This window comes from Fluctibacter corallii (genome assembly GCF_025751585.1).
GTDB classification, from domain to species: Bacteria; Pseudomonadota; Gammaproteobacteria; order Enterobacterales; family Alteromonadaceae; genus Fluctibacter_A; species Fluctibacter_A corallii.
The window spans coordinates 1-16,763 of the sequence record NZ_JAOWKX010000007.1 but is presented as its reverse complement, the minus strand read 5'-3'; the positions used below and the strand labels follow the sequence as shown (position 1 = coordinate 16,763).

Below are 16,763 nucleotides of genomic sequence, written 5' to 3'. Positions count from 1 at the left end.
AGCTATAACAACCTGACACTAGCATATATTTTACGGATAAAAAATGAGCAAGCCAGTCTCTGTACCCGACCACTATCATACCGTGACGCCATCAATTGTTGTTGCTAACTCAATTCACGCCATTGCATTGTATGAAAAGGTGTTTAATGCCCGAAAAAGAGAAGTCATTCGCCAACATAATAAGGTAGTACATGCTGAAATTCAGATAGGAGATGCGATTATTATGATGGCCGATGAGAATGCTGAATGGGGGTTAGTGTCACCAAGCACGTTGGCAGGCACCGCTTCTTCGTTGTATGTGTATTCATCTGACGTCGATACGTTATACCACAAGGCGATTGAACATAGTTTTACATCGCTGATGGCGCCGTCTGATATGTTTTGGGGAGATCGGTTTGCGCAAGTAAAAGATCCTTTTGGTCATATTTGGTCGCTAGCCACGCACATTGAAGATGTGTCGGAGGCAGAAATACAACGCCGCGTAAATGATATGGATGCAGAGTAATACTGCTCGTCTAATCAATATGTGAGAAACGTAATCGTTCTGACTTAAGGCTTGAAAAAACGTTTTTTGCCGCCATATCAATGGGCTATCTAAGATTTGTGAGCATACTATGAAAGCACTGAATATTGTGGGTTTAAAGAAAACCTACAAAGGCGGCGTACAGGCACTCAAAGGTATCGATTTACATGTCGAAGAAGGAGACTTTTTCGCGTTGCTCGGCCCCAATGGTGCGGGGAAGTCCACCACTATTGGTATTGTAAGTTCGTTGGTGAACAAATCAGAAGGCAGTGTTGAGGTGTTCGGTCATTCCATGGACACACAATTGGTAGACGCTAAATCAAGCATTGGTCTTGTGCCGCAGGAATTTAACTTCAATCAATTCGAAACGCTGATGCAAATCGTTGTAAATCAGGCTGGATATTATGGCGTTCCGCGAGACGTGGCGAAAACACGTGCAGAAAAATACCTGAAGCAACTCGATCTATGGGAAAAGCGAGACGCGCGTGCAAGAGAACTATCTGGCGGCATGAAACGGCGCTTGATGATTGCACGTGCTTTGATGCACGAACCAAGAATGTTAATTCTTGATGAACCGACGGCAGGCGTAGACATCGAAATCCGTCGCTCGATGTGGCAATTTCTCAAAGAAATTAATCAGCAAGGGATTACGATTATTCTTACTACGCATTACCTCGAAGAAGCAGAAATGTTGTGCCGTAATATCGCCATCATCGATAAAGGCCGAATCGTTGAGAATACCAGCATGAAAGCGTTGCTGGCCAAGTTAAATGTTGAAACCTTTGTACTTGATTTACCGCTAGGTACAGATTCGGTCTCCCTGCTTGGGTTTGAGTACCGGATGATTGACGATCATACCCTTGAAGTGGACGTGCCAAAAGAGCAGGGCCTAAATGACGTATTTAGGCAGCTAACCGAACAAGATGTCATGGTTTTAAGTATGCGAAATAAAGCGAATCGATTGGAAGAGCTGTTTGTCAGAATGGTGGAACAAGGTAAAACCACAGGAGAAACACAGTCATGATGGGGTCGCGAAATTTTGTAGCGCTTCGTACAATATGGATAAAAGAGTGCACGCGTTTTTTGCGCATTTGGATCCAAACCCTGGTTCCTCCTGCCATTACGATGTCATTGTATTTTGTCATATTTGGGAGTCTTATTGGTGAGCGTATCGGGCAAATGGGCGGATTCACGTATATGGAATTCATTGTGCCAGGTCTCATCATGATGGCGGTGATCACGAACTCTTATTCTAATGTCTCATCTTCGTTTTTTAGCGCAAAGTTTCAACGCAATGTAGAAGAGTTACTGGTGGCCCCCATGCCGAATTGGATCATTATTCTTGGCTTTGTTGGCGGTGGTGTGGCAAGGGCATTGTTGATTGGCATTATCGTGACCTTCGTATCGATGTTTTTTGTGGATGTGCAAATACATAACCCTCTCATCATTTTTATCACAGTGTTATTAACCGCAAGCCTATTTTCTACCGCGGGTTTAATCAACGCTGTTTATGCTAAAACGTTTGATGACATTAGCGTAATCCCAACATTTGTATTAACGCCGCTTACCTACTTGGGCGGGGTATTTTATTCTCTTTCACTGCTGCCTGAGTTTTGGCAATGGGTGAGCAAAGCAAATCCTATAGTGTATATGGTGAATGGGTTTCGCTATGGCTTTTTAGGTGTGTCTGATGTGAGCTTCTCTACATCGGTGATCATTCTATTGGTATTTAATGTTGTATTGTTCACGGTTGCCTATCAATTGATTAATCGTGGCGTAGGAATTCGAACGTAATGTCACAAGGTAACTCACGAAGTATTACAACTAATCAGCAAGGGCCTCATGAAAAAATTCCTGAGCTGGTGAATAGACATTTGTCTCACTCAAGCCTTAAGCCTTACAGCCAGCATACCTTAGACGCATTTGACGAAGTGCAATCATGGTTAAAGCAACGTCAAGGACCGATTATTCTTGATGCGTGCTGTGGTGTTGGCGAGAGCACGGCGCGCATTGCAGCGAAACATCCTGATGCACTGGTAGTGGGCGTCGATAAATCTGCGCTTCGTACAGGCAAGCATAGCCATTACCAAGCTGAATCAGATAACTACATCATCGTAAGAGCTGATTTAAATGATTTTTGGCGACTCGCTTTAGATGCTAAATGGGTCTTGGCGAAACAGTTTTTACTGTATCCCAATCCGTATCCTAAATCGGCGCATGTACAGCGACGTTGGCACGCCAGCGCCGCCTTTGGCGATATTGTCAAGCTAGGCGGTTTGTTAGAGGTTCGCAGTAACTGGAAAATCTACATTGAAGAGTTTGCAATGGCACTTAACATTGCAGGGTTTAATGTTGAAACTGAACTGTATCAGGCAGCTGAACCGGATACACCGTTTGAAAGAAAATACTGGGCTAGCGGTCAACAGAGTTGGCGTGTCGTGTGTGATTTGAGCACAAACAAGTAAGCTTGCGAGTATGTCTGGCCACTTGGCCAGACATTACGTTGCTGAAGCTTGAGGGGTTGAAAAGTAAAACCCTTGCCCGTAGCCAATGCCTATTTCCATAATATCGTTTAGTGTATCTTCGTCTTCTATGTGTTCTGCGATGACGTTGATACTCTGGGTATCGGCGGCATCAAGCAGATGAGCCACATGGCTACGAACCTGTTTAGAGTCGGATATCTCAGACATCACGCTCCCCGCAATTTTTATTCCTGTAATGGGACGTGAAAGTAACGCCATATCTGCGTCACCAGCCACGCCAAAGTGATCAAGGAAGACATTAACACCGAGTGCATTGGCATTATTTAAAAAATGGTCGAAGCGCGGCAGGTCTGAGTGAGCGGTGTCTGCTGTTAATTCAAAGCCAACACGGTTAGGGTTAGGGTAGTCATCTAGCACGCGTTTAAGCATGGAGAATAGTGTGTCATCAGCAATATCTTCTTCACATAAATTTAAGTTCCACGCTATGCTCGTGTTGCGAAAATACTCTGCACTACGGTGAAACATTGTTTCGGTAAATTGGGCAACACTGTCCTCTCTTTCAATAAGATGCAAGAACTGATTAGGAAGAAAAATGTATTCACCGGGCGTAACAAGCCTAGCTAAACATTCGTAACGCCAAACGCGATCATGTTTCAAATCCATTATCGGTTGAAAGAAGGGGACTATGTGTTCCAGACTAAATGCATCAGTATCTGGCATCGATATTCTTCCTTATTGTTATCATTATTATTCAATATAGCAGCTTAACTACGCTGTTCACCTGATAATTCAGGTTAATCCTATATGCCATTAAATTTGATTTCTTCTTGTATTAATGACAATAAGTTATTCGTTAAGCGCTTTCAATATTTGGTGTAAAGCGGGAAGTAGGTTAAAGTTCGCGGTTGAAATTTTTCAGTTGAGGTTACAAGCGTGGCAAAAGCCGAAGTCAGTTTAGCGCATTTGTTCCGGGTCTTTACTAAACCCGAAGGCACCGATTCAAAACTGGCCCAAATTGAACAACATTTATCAGACAACGTGTCAGACTTTTTGTCTCAGCACGTTGTGACTCAGGCGATCCCGCTAGAAGAGATTGAAAAAACATTTTCAGATCATCGTGTGCCTGAACATCCTGAATTTGTGTCGGCGCATGCTGATGCGTTGCTTAATAAGCTTGTAAAACACTCTGTAAATACCTATTCACCAACGTTTATCGGACACATGACGTCTGCCTTGCCTTACTTTCACTTGCCGTTAGCAAAGTTATTAGTAGGGCTAAATCAAAACCTGGTAAAAATTGAGACATCAAAAGCCTTCACACCGTTAGAGCGCCAGGTGCTCGGTATGATGCATCAACTGGTGTATCAGCGAGATGGTGATTTTTATGATGCTTACTTGCACAGTGCAAATCACTCTCTCGGTGCGTTCTGTTCGGGCGGTACTATTGCCAATATGACCGCGTTGTGGGTAGCTCGAAATACTATGCTTAAGGCTGATGGTGTGTTTAAAGGCGTTGCCAGAGAAGGGTTGGCATCAGCGCTGCGCCATTATGGGTACGGTAATCTTGGTATCTTATCATCAAAACGCGGGCATTATTCTCTATCAAAAGCCGTGGATCTGCTTGGAATTGGCCGTGAACAGATGCTCACGATAGACTGCCCGACTCAACGTTTATCGCCAGAGCGTGCGCTGAAATTGGCAAAAGAATACGAAGCCAATGGGAACAAATTATTGGCTATTGTTGGTATTGCAGGGACAACAGAGACTGGCCATATTGATCCTTTAGATGAGCTCGCTGACGTTGCTCAAGAGGTTGGCTGTCATTTTCATGTTGATGCCGCATGGGGCGGAGCGACGTTATTTTCTGAAAAACATCGTAGCTTACTCAACGGGATTGAGCGCGCTGACTCTCTGACGCTAGATGCCCACAAGCAAATGTATGTGCCGATGGGCGCGGGTATGGTGTTGTTCAAAGATCCCAACAGCAGCAATGCCGTTCGTCATCATGCTCAATATATTTTGCGCGAAGGCTCTAAAGATTTGGGCGCTACCACCCTTGAAGGGTCGCGCAACGGCATGGCAATGATGGTGTATGCGTCGCTACATATTTTTGGCCGAGAAGGGTATGAATTGCTTATTGATATGAGCATTGAAAAGGCGAAAGCATTCGCCAAAATGATTGATGATCACCCACAGTTTGAGCTGATTACATCGCCGACATTGTCACTCCTTACATATCGATTACGACCCGCATTTTTAGCAAACCATCCGTTACTTAAGCATGCTGATGTCAATGCGCTGTTAGATCAACTCACTGTTGCTGTGCAAAAACAACAACGTGAAGCAGGAAAGTCGTTTGTATCGAGAACGCGGTTACACACCAGCACCTATCATAATGATCCGATTACGGTTTTTCGTGTGGTGCTAGCTAATCCCCTGACGACCGAAGAAGACCTTCAAGACATTCTTAATGAACAATTAGACATTGCTCAGAATTTAGATATTTGGAAGGCACTATTGGTGCAGGATAAAGCCAGCGCATAAGCCTTTAGAGAACAAAGGGCGCAGTGGAAAAAGCGCCCTTTGTGTATGACTACTTCAGTGTAACTTGTAGGTTGTCGATTAGGCGGGTTTTGCCTAAAAACGCAGCACCTAAAATGACCAATTCTTGATCTTCATGGCCTGGATGAAGGAGCGTACTTGCCGCGCGAACTTCTATATAGTCTACCTTATAACCCGCGTTAGACAGCGTCTCGCTTGCCTCAGAGATGAGCTTAGAATAATCACGGCGACCTAATTCAAGCTGATCGGCTAACGTGTTAAGTACCTGATACAAAATGGGAGCTCGCTGGCGTTCTTCAGCACTTAAGTAACCATTGCGTGAGCTCATCGCCAATCCGTCTTCCTCGCGTACCGTAGGCACGCCCACCACGTTCAAGTTCATAGACAAATCTGTCACCATTGCCTTGATCACTTGAAGTTGCTGAAAGTCTTTCTCACCAAAAAAGGCGATGTTAGGTTGCACCATGTTGAACAGCTTACAGACAATCGTTGCAACACCACGGAAATGCCCCGGCCTACTTGCGCCACAGATCATGTAAGAAATACCTGGCACTTCAACAAAGGTTTGTTGCTCTAGTCCACGTGGATAGATATCTTTAGCCTGCGGCGTGAAAAGTACATCAACACCTAATGCATCCAGTGCATCGGCATCTTGTTGCAAGGTCCGTGGATAAGCGTCCAAATCTTCGTCAGGGCCAAATTGCAATGGGTTCACAAATATTGACACAACAACAATATCTGCGTATTTTTTCGCCTCTTTTACTAAGGTCAAATGCCCTTGATGCAAATTTCCCATGGTGGGAACAAAGGCGATAACTTTGCCATCTATTTGCCATTGTCTGCGGGTTTCTCGCAATGACAGTATGTCTTTAACTATCTGCATACACTAACCTATTCGCTTTCCTGATTAGTTGAAGCTATGTGCCTCGGACGGAAATGCCCCCGTTTTCACTTCCTCAATAAACTGAGCGACGGCTTTGCGTATATCGCCTGTTTCTTGAAGATAGTTTTTAGAGAATTTGGGCATGTAATTGGCGCTGATTCCAAACATGTCATGCATAACCAACACTTGACCATCGGTTTTTACGCCTGCGCCAATACCGATAACGGGCACTTTCACCGCGTGTGAAATTTTCTCTGCAAGTGACGTCGGCACGCACTCTAATACAAGCAGTTGAATGCCAGCAGCTTCAAGTGCTTGCGCCTGCTCCACCATTTGCTCGGCTTGCAAGTCATCGCGTCCTTGAACTTTAAATCCGCCAAAAACATGAACAGATTGTGGAGTCAGCCCTAAATGACCACAAACTGGAACGCCGCGCTGATTGAGGCCTTTGATGGTGTCTACTAACCAATCACCACCTTCGATTTTCACCATGCTTGCACCCGCTTGCATTAGCTTGGCCGCGTTCTCATAAGTGACTTCTGGCGTGCTGTATGACATAAAGGGCATATCAGCCACGACAAAGCTGCGTTGACATGCGGCACTGACCGCACGTGTATGGTAGGCAATATCTTCAGTGGTGACAGATAAGGTATCGTCTTTACCCTGAAGTACCATTCCCAATGAATCGCCAATTAGAATGACATCTACGCCTTGCTCATCAAATAATTTTGCAAAGCTTGCATCATAAGCGGTTAGCGACGTGATCTTTTGCCCCTGCTGTTTCATGTCCAGCAATACGGATGTAGTTACTTTTTTTGTCATCGTATATCACCTTTTGCTAACGATTGTGCCATTGTATGGCCGTTTTTTTGCTTAGTTTGGCACAAACTGCGTGCTGTGTTCGGGAAGTTTAGACAACCCGTTACGTTGAATGTTTTGAATCGCGACACTAATGGATTCCCCGCAAGGAAAGCGTATTTCTGGTGAAATTTCGAATAGGGGAATGAGTACAAATTCTCTTTCTTTCATACCGTAGTGGGGGACACGGAGTCTTGGTTCGTCAATGATCTCGTCGCCGTACAATAATATATCTAAATCTAAGGTGCGAGGCCCCCACTGTTCCGCTTTACGCACACGGCCTTGCTCTAATTCAATTTTCTGTAATGCGTCGAGCAGCGCGAGAGGGGAAAGAGTGGTCTGAATACTCACTACCGCATTGACGTAATCGGGCTGATCTTGTGGTCCCATTGGTCTGCTAGCGTATAAGGAAGAAGTATGTTCTATGCGCGTATTGGGAAGCGCCGCAATTGCAGCGAGCGCTTGCATAATTTGATCAACGGGAGTGGCTAAATTGCTCCCCAAACCAATAAAGGCGAGCGTGCTCATGATGACTTTTTAGTTGCCTTAGGCTTGCTTCGACGTCTGCGGGTTCCGCGTTTGGTTGCTGGTTTTCCCTCTTTGTCGCGTAATGTATTCAGCATCGATTTTTTAGTATCGGCTGCTGCATCTTGGAAGGTTGTCCACCAATCGCTTAATTCAAGCAGATCGCCGCCTTCTATTTGCCCACGAATTAATAAGAAATCGTAACCCGCACGGAAGCGAGGATGCTCGAGCAATTGATAGGCTCGGCGACCAAAGCGTTTAGGCAGTCTGTGCTGCATTTGCCAGATATCTTTCATGCCGCTAGAGAAACGCTTAGGGATCATAATTCTTTGAATCTGGCGATGTAAAATATCGTTCATTGCGATATTAAATGCATCATGCTGTGACAATCCCGATTCAAATGCGAGCTTTTGCGCGTGCTCTTCAAGCGGATACCAAAGCACGGCTGCATATAAAAATGCGGGTGTCACGCGTTGGCCTGAATTGATACGGTTGTCGGTGTTCTCCAGTACCTTCTCAATGAAACTGTTTTCTCTTCCGCTTTCTGTTTTAAGAAACGGTGTTAACATCGGAAAAAGCTGATGGAAGAGCTTAAATTCTTTCAATAAACGGTAGGTGTTAACGCCATGTCCAGATGCAAGTAGCTTCAGTACTTCTTCGAAAAGCCGAGCTGGAGGAATATTGCTAAGTAACGACGCCAATTCATAAATAGGCTGCGCTGTGGCATCACTAATACGCATATTTAATTTGGCTGCAAAACGCACCGCGCGTAGCATACGCACAGGATCTTCTCGGTAACGAACCTCTGGAGATCCAATCAACTCAATTCGCTTATGTTTGATAGCGTCAATACCGTTGGCGAAATCGAGAATGGTTTGATCAGCAAGGCTGTAGTACATTGCGTTAACAGTAAAGTCTCTGCGTGCGGCATCTTCTTCAATTGAACCGAAAACATTATCGCGTAAAATCAGCCCTTCCTGACTTTGCTTGCTGCGCTTCTCGCAAGCGTCACCTGATTCTGGTTGATGGTGACCTCTAAACGTCGCGACTTCGATAATATCACGACCAAATACGATATGTGCCAAACGGAAACGACGCCCAATTAGACGACAGTTTCTGAACAAACCTTTTATTTGTTCAGGTGTCGCATTGGTTACTACATCAAAGTCTTTTGGGTGTAAGCCTAAAATTAAATCTCTTACACACCCGCCTACCAGATAGGCTTCGTAACCTGCACCATTCAACCTATGAAGTACTTTGGCTGCGTTTTCACTGATATCATCACGAGAAATACCATGCTCGCGCTGGGTAATTACGCGTGCGGTTAATTTGGTACTATCTTGTTCAGGCGTTGGGGTAAGTGCACGCTTGACCTTGTTAATGACTCGAGAAATTATGATAACGCTCCGTTAATGTACAAAAGGCTGAAAAATCGGCCGCTAATAATATACTTATTACCCGTTCAATTCTATTGGTAGATCATAGTACTTAACCTCAAATTCTGTTATTCAACTGAATTTACGATGATTTCCTGTCGTTTGGGTATGTGATTTACGTCCCAATGGGTTGTCGCCCAACGTAAAATTTCGTTTGGGGCCGCTTTTGTCATTTCGTCGGCGATAGGTTGATTCAAGTAACGCAGCACATCAAACAAATTTTGACTCAATGATGTGTTTGAAATGCCTTTCGCGTGATTTTGTTTGCTGAGTTTAAACCCCGGCTTTGTTGCTGCGACGGGTACATGAATAAATTTTGGATAGGGGTGACCCAACGCCTGCATAAGAGATTGCTGGCACACAGATGGCGCGAGTAAATCTGCTCCTCTTACTATTTCGGTGATGCCAAAATCAATGTCGTCAATAACCGATGCCAGGTGATAAGCATACAGGCCATCTTTACGCTTAATGATAAAATCTTCAGATGCCGCTTGTTCAGAGATGGCAATATCTCCGAGTAATTGGTCGTGAAGAGAGTCGGTTTGCACGTCATTTTTAAAGCGAATTGCACATTGCGCGTCAAGATTATGTTTATCTCTACAATGCCCGTCGTAGAAGCCTCCTCGTGCTTTGATCGCACTTCTGGTGCAACTACAAAAGTATGCGAGATTGGCGTCTAAAAGCTGTTGGAGCACCGAATCATAGCGATCGCTTCGGGAAGATTGATAAATACATTCGTCCCAAGCTAACCCGTGTAGCTCAAGACAGTCCAATATCTCCTGCTTCGCGCCTTTTGCCTCTCTGGGTGGATCGATATCATCAATGCGAACCAGCCAGCGTCCACTATTTTGCTTAGCTTGCAGATAACTGGCTACCGCGGTTACCAGAGAACCAAAGTGCAGAGGCCCTGAAGGTGAAGGGGCAAAACGTCCAATATACGAGTGTTTACTTTCCTCTGGGTTGCCATTATTGACACGTTGAAAGTGAGGAGAGAGCTGATCTTGATTCGGCATCATAATGAGGGCGTAAAGACCTTCGCTAAGTAATTAATCGAGTCATATGCGTTGTTCGCGTAATGAAACGGTGTTGGGTGGCTGTTATTTAAACAAAAAAAGCTGCAAGAGTGCAGCTTTTCATCTAATTCCGTGAAGGACTAACCTTGCATTTGTTTTTCTTTAATCTCTGCAAGGGTTTTACAATCAATACACAGGTCGGCTGTAGGACGTGCTTCCAAACGTCTTACACCAATTTCGATACCACACGCATCACAGAAGCCAAAATCGTCTTCTTCAATACGCTTAAGGGTTTTCTCTATTTTCTTGATTAGTTTACGCTCGCGATCACGGGTACGTAATTCAAGGCTAAACTCTTCTTCTTGCGCTGCACGATCGACAGGATCGGGGAAATTAGCAGCTTCGTCTTGCATGTGGTGTACCGTACGATCGACTTCTTCACGAAGTTGATCTCGCCACGCATGCAGAATTTTACGAAAGTGCTCAAGCTGCGCATCATTCATATACTCCTCGCCGTCTTTCTCCTGATAGGGAGTAAGACCAGCTAAGGCCAAAAGTCCGAGTGACTTAGATTCTTTTCCTGTTGGCATGTGCCAAATCTCCTAAAACTACGACGCAAAGGCTTAATAGCAGGCGGCTATCTATACCAGAAACTTCCGCCCCTCGCAATGTCTAAACGGTCAACGTTACAGACAATTCGCTGTTCCCGCTGTCATTTCCCACTATATACGCAACGTACTACTGTAAAGGCGCACCCCGCGTCGAATATAAGGTGGTTGCGCTTCATATTGCGTGTGCTTCAAATGAATACGTTTTTTCCACTCGCTCTGTTTATTATAGACAGCGTACTGAGGGTTAAAAACCTTATGCAACACAATGTTATTCGCAAGAGGGTGAAATATGGCGCGCTTAAAATAAAAATCAACCCTTTTTTTCATTTAAGAACGGGAGAGATTGATTTATTTGGATTTTTTTATCGCTGATGCAACATTGCCATGCATAGACTTCAACCCCCTTTTCTATGGCTTCTTGCAACGCATTTTGGTATTCAGGGTCGATATGCGCAGCAGCTGAAACGTGTTTGACCCCTGAGTGTTGAACACAGAAAATCAATACGCAGCGCACACCTTTATCCCTCATTGCAGCAAGTTCACGCAAATGCTTTGTGCCTCGTGCGGTTTTGGTATCAGGGAAATAGCCGTGGTGCGAATCTTCCAACAGGGTGACAGATTTAACTTCCACGTAGCAATCGGGTTTACCCTCACCGCGTAGTAGAAAGTCAATTTTACTGTTTTCGTCACCGTATTTCTGTTCACGAAGTCGTGTTTCGTAATTTGCCAGCTCGGTAATTGTTTGATTTTGAATGGCTTCTTCCACCAATCGATTCGCTCTGTGGGTATTGATACCTATCCAATCATTATTGAAGGTTTGTGCCAGTTCCCACGTGTATTTAAGTTTGCGCTTTGGATCATCATTTTGGCTCAACCATACCGTATAACCTGGCTCTGCACAGCCAGTCATTGCCCCCGTGTTCGGGCAATGCGCGACCACCACGTCACCGTTGGGTAATTCAACGTCTGCAAGAAAACGCTTATAACGTTTAATCAGCGTTCCCTTGATTAATGGCTGTTCAAACTCCATAACAATATCACTTACTCAATTTACAAAATGTGCTAGCCTCCCACACTGCGAGGACTAAAGCCAGCAAGGAGTTATTGAATGTCTCAATTTACCGTTTCCCTTTCTCATCAGGCAGCCTCTGCCACGTGGGGAGAAAAAGCACTTATTTCACTAGCTGAAAATGGCGCAACAGTGCACATTGATGAATCTCAATCGCAACGTGAGATCCTGCGACAAATTCGCAAAGCGTCGCGTCAATTAGAAACATTGAAGTTACCATCAATCGCGCTTACAGGTGATTGGACGGCAGAACAGCAATGGGCTTTTGCAAGCAGTTTTGGTGGACCAAAGCGCATTGGGCTGGTTACGTTCTGCGAAAATGAAGACAAGCAACAGTTAGATAATCAATATCAAGCGTTAACGTTCACGCGTGAGGTGATTAACGGCACGCCAGAAGATATTTCACCCAAGATGTTGGCTGAAAAAGCAGCACAATGGTTAACCTCTTTGGCGCCCGATAGTGTTAGTTATCGTCTTGTTGAAGGTGAAGCTTTGCAGGATGAAGGATGGACAGGCATATACAATGTAGGACGCGGCAGTGAACGCCCTCCTGTATTATTAGAACTGGATTACAACCCATCAGGTGATGCTTCTGCTGCTGTCGATGCGGCGTTGGTCGGTAAGGGAATTACGTTTGATAGCGGTGGCTACAGCATTAAATCCAGCGAAGGCATGTTAGATATGAAATGCGACATGGGCGGAGCTGCAACAGTCACAGGCGGTTTGGGCTTGGCTATCATGCAAGGCGTACAAAAACGTATTAAGTTGTTTTTATGCTGTGCAGAAAACCTGATCAGTGGTCATGCCTACAAGTTGGGTGACATTCTAACGTATAAGAATGGCCTAACCGTCGAAATCGTTAACACCGATGCGGAAGGTCGCTTGGTGCTAGCTGATGGTCTGATGGCAGCATCTGAAACGGGTGCGCCTTTTATTCTGAATGCCGCGACATTGACTGGTGCCGCCGTTGTCGCTTTGGGTAGCGATTATAACGGACTGTTTGGCTTAGATTCTGAATTGCAAAAACGTGTAATGAACTACGCCGATGACGTCAATGAATTGGTGTGGCCGTTGCCGCTTGAACAATGGCATCAAGAAAAGTGTCCTTCTCAATTCGCTGATACCGCAAACAGTCGCCCTCAAAAAGGCGGTGGTGGTGGTGGCGCCTCAAATGCCGCTGGCTTCTTATCTCGCTTTGTTGATAATAACGGTAAAGGTTGGGTACACATGGATTTGGCAGCAGCCTACAACGCAAATGGTAATGAGATTATGCCAGCAGGTGCCTCTGGCCTTGGCGTACGCGTAATTGCAAAAGCCTTAATGGAAGAATAATAAAACTAACCAAGTCCGTCGTCCCAGCTCGAATATCGCAGGGGCGACGGTCACGTTGTAAACGACTGAGAGGGTTATATTCCGCCGATTCTTTCTGCAAATTCTTTGTACTTTTGTACATCTTCTTTGGCGAACATGGGTTTTCCGCTGTCGTCTTTGTCTTTGGAAACCAATAAATTTTCGCGCTCTAAACGCTCAACTCGAATTTCTTGCACTCCGAGATATTCAGCTACTTCAGAAACAGACATCAGGCTCATAGGACCTTCCTCATTTAAATTAAATTATTATTATTAAAGCTTAAAATGCTGGATTTGCTAACTTCGCATTATTGCTATTTTTTGAGGGGTTTGTCCAATCGCCGAATTTAGGCCGGACTTTAAAACGCCACTGTTGGATTGAGTGAGCCGCTTTTTCTTTGTAATTCAGACGACTAGTGTAAGACGCTATCTTGATATACACTTTGCGAAATTGCTAAATATTATCTTGTTCTACCCATGGATACTTGGTCAGCTGCCGTTACATTATTTCTTATCATGGATCCGCTGGGAAACCTGCCGGTGTTTCTGTCTGTTTTAAAGAAAATTGAGCCCAAACGCAGGCGCATCATTCTTGCGCGCGAACTTGTGTTCTCACTCGTGATCATGATGGTGTTTTTATTTAGCGGTCAGGCTGTACTCGACTTTTTGAGTGTGAAACAGCAAGCCGTGAGTATTGCAGGTGGTATCATTTTATTTTTAATTGGCATCCGGATGATTTTCCCGCAGCCCGGTGGCGTAGTCGGCCTCGCTGATGGAGAAGAACCTTTCTTGGTGCCATTGGCAATTCCGATGATTGCTGGGCCGTCAATATTGGCAGCGCTCATCTTGTTGGCAAATCAAGACCCTACCAGAATGACGGATTGGTCTATTGCGTTATTGTCTGCATGGGGAGTATCTGCCGCTATATTAATGTTTTCATCTAATTTACATCGTGTTTTGGGAGAGCGTGGCCTAACCGCGATTGAACGATTGATGGGAATGATTTTGATCATGATATCGGTACAAATGTTTCTCGATGGTGTCGGAAACTACTACTCGCTATCATAGCGTAGAGAGAAAACGCATTGAATAATAAGTTAAATACATTTCAACGTGTACGCGAACTAGAAGGGTGGGCCGCGGTTGCTTTTGCCACTACTTTAGTTGAACGTATGTCACCCAACTTTCGGCTGTTTTGTCAGGCCTGTGAGTTTGAAGGGAATGAACAATTTGAAAAATCTCTGAATGTCATTTGGGAGTGGTTGTCTCAGCAAAAGATGAAAGTTAACTGGGCAACCCACATTGAAAAGGTAGAAGAAATGACACCAGATGCCGCAGATTTTGATTCTTATGGTGTGTTTCCTGCGATTGATGCGGCCATATCGCTTACTTCGACGATGTACCTTGCCAAACAAGATGATTTGCAGGGCGCGGTGGTTGTGAGCAAGCTTTCTCAAGGGTCGGTTGAAGCATTTATTGAGGCAACCTCAGAAGAGGAGCTTTCTGCACAAGACATTAAAGCTCACCCACTCATGCAGTGGGAAATTGGCTTTCAAAATGCGCTGTTAGATTTTCTATCTACGGCAAAGCGCAATACTGATTCAGTGAAGGCACTTCGCGAAATGGCGACCGTCGATGGGATCAGCAATATTGGAATTGAGCGAGAGTAATGTCTTTGTTTTGTTCAGCCGGCGGTTTATCGTACCCGTTAGCTGAACAAAATCAGTCCCCAACTTAGCGCGGCAATTAACATGCAAAAAAATACGGCTGCTGAGCCGAGATCTTTTGCTTGTTTAGAGAGTGGGTGGCGCGACAAGCTAATTCTATCAATGGCGGCTTCTATGGCACTGTTGGCGCATTCAACGGCGAGTACCAATAACAACGGCCCGATCAGTAATATCCGCTTAACGGGATCCGCGGTGATAAACAGCGCGAGTGGAATCAATACGCTACATACTATCAATTCTTGTCGAAACGCCGCCTCATGACGAATTGCGTAGCCAATACCGGCTATTGAGCATCGTCCGGCATTAATTAAGCGTGTTAAGCCGCGACCATTTGGCTTTTCCATTTCCATCACTTCGTCCTCTTATTGTCGTGACTTTCACCCACTACTTTGGATTTATTCGATATAATCGATAGTCAACTTGTTGACTGGCACTGTGTTTAATACATTCCCAGTTTTCTGGCACAGTATACAATGCGTTCTCTACCTCGCACTCAATGTAAACCAGTGCACTATCTGCAAGTAAGTTTTGCGTCTCTAGGGCATTGATCGCGTCTGGAAGTAATCCTTTTTGAAAAGGCGGATCAAGAAACACTAAATCGTATTGTCGAGACAGTTTTGACGTTGCGTTTAGTGCATCTGTGACAACGACCTCCGCTTTACTAGGATCTACTCCGAGTGTCTTCATATTTTCACTCAGTTGACTTGCATTGTGTTTGTCTTTTTCAACAAAGGTGACAAAAGATGCGTATCTGGATAGCGCCTCGAATCCTAATCCGCCACTTCCGGCAAATAAGTCAAGACAGACGGCATCTCTTACGTCAGTCATTAACCAATTAAAGAGGGTTTCTTTGGTTCTGTCTGTAGTAGGGCGCAATCCTTCGGCATTTAGCACAGGGAGTTTTCGACCTCTCCACTGACCGCTAATGATTCGAATTTGGCCTTTATTGTTTGGTTGGCGTTTTGTGCCTCGCTTCATGGGATCAAGAAATGTTATGATGACAAAATTGCGCCTAGTGTAATACCAATTGCGTTAAATATCCTTATTATCAGACAGATTGAATGTAAACATTCGTTTTCTGTATGAAACAAGCGCCATGTTGGCGTCATCATTGGGCTGGGCTTGGCGATTGAGTGAGAGCACGACATAACACCCTGTGCATGACACGATTTTTATAGGAATAGATTTGCGATATGTCTAAGTTTTTTAACTGGTTTAAAAAAGACAAGAAAAAAGCGACAGATGAACTCAATAAGACTCCGCAGGAGCAGGTTGTTGAGAAAGCCGAAAGCCCACAAGAGCAAAGCGCTGCTGTCAACGAGCAAGAAACGAATAAAGACACTGTCGATAATTCTCAGCTAGAGACTACACCCGACGCGATGGCTAAGGGCCAGTCGGCGGCAGACAATGAGAGAGTGCAAGATTTATCTCATATTGATGATGTGAGTGAACAGAGTGAGGTTGACCCAGTCGCAGATATTGCGCTAGAACAATCTGATAGCGTCCATGAGGGGCAGCCAGACGTTTCACCGGTTGAAGAAAAGTCTGCTATTGCTCAAGAGGAATCAGTTGACGTTTCAGAAGAAGTGCCGTCAGCTTCATTGCCAGAGCCAGAGCCAGAGCCAGAGCCAGAGCCAGAGCCAGAGCCAGAGCCAGAGCCAGAGCCAGAGCCAGAGCCAGAGCCAGAGCCAGAGCCAGAGCCAGAGCCAGAGCCAGAGCCAGAG

19 protein-coding genes and 1 pseudogene are annotated in these 16,763 nt (G+C 45.0%); 9 read left to right on the top strand and 11 right to left on the bottom strand.

All coding sequences use genetic code 11. The features are described 5' to 3' along the window. Positions 1-43 precede the first annotated feature (43 nt). From OE749_RS13265 to trmB, 4 genes are all read left to right on the top strand, one after another. Entirely contained in the window at positions 44-505 is a 462-nt protein-coding gene (locus OE749_RS13265; RefSeq protein ID WP_263712951.1) for a VOC family protein, read from the top strand. A gap of 109 nt (positions 506-614) precedes the next feature. Beyond that, a complete protein-coding gene (locus tag OE749_RS13260) occupies positions 615-1,547 on the top strand; it encodes an ABC transporter ATP-binding protein (RefSeq protein ID WP_263712950.1) in 933 nt (310 codons plus the stop codon). Next, on the top strand, positions 1,547-2,317 hold the full coding sequence (locus OE749_RS13255) for an ABC transporter permease (RefSeq protein ID WP_263713197.1): 771 nt from the start codon (positions 1,547-1,549) through the stop codon (positions 2,315-2,317). Before OE749_RS13260 ends, OE749_RS13255 begins: the two co-directional genes overlap by 1 nt. Continuing rightward, a complete protein-coding gene (gene trmB / locus OE749_RS13250; RefSeq protein ID WP_263712949.1) occupies positions 2,317-2,988 on the top strand; it encodes a tRNA (guanine(46)-N(7))-methyltransferase TrmB in 672 nt (223 codons plus the stop codon). Before OE749_RS13255 ends, trmB begins: the two co-directional genes overlap by 1 nt. Before the next feature lie 33 nt (positions 2,989-3,021). Here trmB and OE749_RS13245 read toward each other — a convergent pair whose 3' ends face one another. Then, a complete protein-coding gene (locus tag OE749_RS13245; protein WP_263712948.1) occupies positions 3,022-3,726 on the bottom strand; it encodes an EAL domain-containing protein in 705 nt (234 codons plus the stop codon). A 213-nt stretch (positions 3,727-3,939) separates the two neighbouring features. Here OE749_RS13245 and panP point away from each other — a divergent pair, with 213 nt between their 5' ends. Then, the gene (gene panP, locus OE749_RS13240; RefSeq protein WP_263712947.1) at positions 3,940-5,550 is read left to right on the top strand and encodes a pyridoxal-dependent aspartate 1-decarboxylase PanP; all 1,611 of its coding nucleotides are present in this window, start codon (positions 3,940-3,942) and stop codon (positions 5,548-5,550) included. A 49-nt stretch (positions 5,551-5,599) separates the two neighbouring features. Here panP and panC read toward each other — a convergent pair whose 3' ends face one another. From panC to sfsA, 7 genes are all read right to left on the bottom strand, one after another. Further along, positions 5,600-6,451 (bottom strand): pantoate--beta-alanine ligase, encoded by an 852-nt coding sequence (panC, locus tag OE749_RS13235; protein ID WP_263712946.1) that lies wholly within the window; start codon positions 6,449-6,451, stop codon positions 5,600-5,602. Between the two features lie 24 nt (positions 6,452-6,475). Beyond that, positions 6,476-7,273 carry a 3-methyl-2-oxobutanoate hydroxymethyltransferase gene (gene panB / locus OE749_RS13230; protein ID WP_263712945.1) on the bottom strand — a complete coding sequence of 266 codons (798 nt, stop codon included), beginning with the start codon at positions 7,271-7,273 and terminating at the stop codon, positions 6,476-6,478. A gap of 51 nt (positions 7,274-7,324) precedes the next feature. Continuing rightward, positions 7,325-7,837 carry a 2-amino-4-hydroxy-6-hydroxymethyldihydropteridine diphosphokinase gene (folK, locus tag OE749_RS13225; protein ID WP_263712944.1) on the bottom strand — a complete coding sequence of 171 codons (513 nt, stop codon included), beginning with the start codon at positions 7,835-7,837 and terminating at the stop codon, positions 7,325-7,327. Continuing rightward, entirely contained in the window at positions 7,834-9,147 is a 1,314-nt protein-coding gene (pcnB, locus tag OE749_RS13220; protein WP_263713196.1) for a polynucleotide adenylyltransferase PcnB, read from the bottom strand. Before pcnB ends, folK begins: the two co-directional genes overlap by 4 nt. A gap of 191 nt (positions 9,148-9,338) precedes the next feature. After that, complete coding sequence (gene gluQRS, locus OE749_RS13215; protein ID WP_263712943.1) at positions 9,339-10,286, bottom strand: tRNA glutamyl-Q(34) synthetase GluQRS; 948 nt, start codon at positions 10,284-10,286, stop codon at positions 9,339-9,341. A 137-nt stretch (positions 10,287-10,423) separates the two neighbouring features. Next, a complete protein-coding gene (dksA, locus tag OE749_RS13210; protein ID WP_263712942.1) occupies positions 10,424-10,873 on the bottom strand; it encodes an RNA polymerase-binding protein DksA in 450 nt (149 codons plus the stop codon). Between the two features lie 331 nt (positions 10,874-11,204). Continuing rightward, the gene (gene sfsA / locus OE749_RS13205; RefSeq protein ID WP_263712941.1) at positions 11,205-11,924 is read right to left on the bottom strand and encodes a DNA/RNA nuclease SfsA; all 720 of its coding nucleotides are present in this window, start codon (positions 11,922-11,924) and stop codon (positions 11,205-11,207) included. A gap of 78 nt (positions 11,925-12,002) precedes the next feature. Here sfsA and pepB point away from each other — a divergent pair, with 78 nt between their 5' ends. After that, positions 12,003-13,295, top strand: a complete 1,293-nt coding sequence (pepB, locus tag OE749_RS13200; RefSeq protein WP_263712940.1) for an aminopeptidase PepB — start codon at positions 12,003-12,005, stop codon at positions 13,293-13,295. A gap of 74 nt (positions 13,296-13,369) precedes the next feature. Here the strand turns inward: pepB and OE749_RS13195 are convergent, their stop codons facing one another. Beyond that, positions 13,370-13,552 (bottom strand): helix-turn-helix domain-containing protein, encoded by a 183-nt coding sequence (locus OE749_RS13195; RefSeq protein ID WP_263712939.1) that lies wholly within the window; start codon positions 13,550-13,552, stop codon positions 13,370-13,372. Positions 13,553-13,789: 237 nt separating this feature from the next. Here OE749_RS13195 and OE749_RS13190 point away from each other — a divergent pair, with 237 nt between their 5' ends. Continuing rightward, complete coding sequence (locus tag OE749_RS13190; RefSeq protein ID WP_263712938.1) at positions 13,790-14,380, top strand: YhgN family NAAT transporter; 591 nt, start codon at positions 13,790-13,792, stop codon at positions 14,378-14,380. 17 nt (positions 14,381-14,397) lie between these two features. Next, positions 14,398-14,982 (top strand): YjaG family protein, encoded by a 585-nt coding sequence (locus OE749_RS13185; protein WP_263712937.1) that lies wholly within the window; start codon positions 14,398-14,400, stop codon positions 14,980-14,982. Between the two features lie 38 nt (positions 14,983-15,020). Here OE749_RS13185 and OE749_RS13180 read toward each other — a convergent pair whose 3' ends face one another. Both OE749_RS13180 and rsmD read right to left on the bottom strand, forming a co-directional pair. Beyond that, entirely contained in the window at positions 15,021-15,389 is a 369-nt protein-coding gene (locus tag OE749_RS13180) for a diacylglycerol kinase (RefSeq protein ID WP_263712936.1), read from the bottom strand. A 34-nt stretch (positions 15,390-15,423) separates the two neighbouring features. Continuing rightward, a complete protein-coding gene (gene rsmD / locus OE749_RS13175; protein WP_263712935.1) occupies positions 15,424-16,017 on the bottom strand; it encodes a 16S rRNA (guanine(966)-N(2))-methyltransferase RsmD in 594 nt (197 codons plus the stop codon). A gap of 215 nt (positions 16,018-16,232) precedes the next feature. Between rsmD and OE749_RS13170 the strand changes: the two are divergent. Then, positions 16,233-16,763 (top strand): annotated as a pseudogene (locus OE749_RS13170) (hypothetical protein); the annotation flags it as partial.

What these genes read in the sequence shown, in the direction of transcription:
- OE749_RS13265 (WP_263712951.1), top strand. Translation starts at nt 44, where the DNA reads ATGAGCAAGCCAGTCTCTGTACCCGACCACTATCATACCGTGACGCCA.
- OE749_RS13260 (WP_263712950.1), top strand. Translation starts at nt 615, where the DNA reads ATGAAAGCACTGAATATTGTGGGTTTAAAGAAAACCTACAAAGGCGGC.
- OE749_RS13255 (WP_263713197.1), top strand. Translation starts at nt 1,547, where the DNA reads ATGGGGTCGCGAAATTTTGTAGCGCTTCGTACAATATGGATAAAAGAG.
- trmB (WP_263712949.1), top strand. Translation starts at nt 2,317, where the DNA reads ATGTCACAAGGTAACTCACGAAGTATTACAACTAATCAGCAAGGGCCT.
- OE749_RS13245 (WP_263712948.1), bottom strand. Translation starts at nt 3,726, where the DNA reads ATGCCAGATACTGATGCATTTAGTCTGGAACACATAGTCCCCTTCTTT.
- panC (WP_263712946.1), bottom strand. Translation starts at nt 6,451, where the DNA reads ATGCAGATAGTTAAAGACATACTGTCATTGCGAGAAACCCGCAGACAA.
- panB (WP_263712945.1), bottom strand. Translation starts at nt 7,273, where the DNA reads ATGACAAAAAAAGTAACTACATCCGTATTGCTGGACATGAAACAGCAG.
- folK (WP_263712944.1), bottom strand. Translation starts at nt 7,837, where the DNA reads ATGAGCACGCTCGCCTTTATTGGTTTGGGGAGCAATTTAGCCACTCCC.
- gluQRS (WP_263712943.1), bottom strand. Translation starts at nt 10,286, where the DNA reads ATGATGCCGAATCAAGATCAGCTCTCTCCTCACTTTCAACGTGTCAAT.
- dksA (WP_263712942.1), bottom strand. Translation starts at nt 10,873, where the DNA reads ATGCCAACAGGAAAAGAATCTAAGTCACTCGGACTTTTGGCCTTAGCT.
- sfsA (WP_263712941.1), bottom strand. Translation starts at nt 11,924, where the DNA reads ATGGAGTTTGAACAGCCATTAATCAAGGGAACGCTGATTAAACGTTAT.
- pepB (WP_263712940.1), top strand. Translation starts at nt 12,003, where the DNA reads ATGTCTCAATTTACCGTTTCCCTTTCTCATCAGGCAGCCTCTGCCACG.
- OE749_RS13195 (WP_263712939.1), bottom strand. Translation starts at nt 13,552, where the DNA reads ATGAGCCTGATGTCTGTTTCTGAAGTAGCTGAATATCTCGGAGTGCAA.
- OE749_RS13190 (WP_263712938.1), top strand. Translation starts at nt 13,790, where the DNA reads ATGGATACTTGGTCAGCTGCCGTTACATTATTTCTTATCATGGATCCG.
- OE749_RS13180 (WP_263712936.1), bottom strand. Translation starts at nt 15,389, where the DNA reads ATGGAAATGGAAAAGCCAAATGGTCGCGGCTTAACACGCTTAATTAAT.
- rsmD (WP_263712935.1), bottom strand. Translation starts at nt 16,017, where the DNA reads ATGAAGCGAGGCACAAAACGCCAACCAAACAATAAAGGCCAAATTCGA.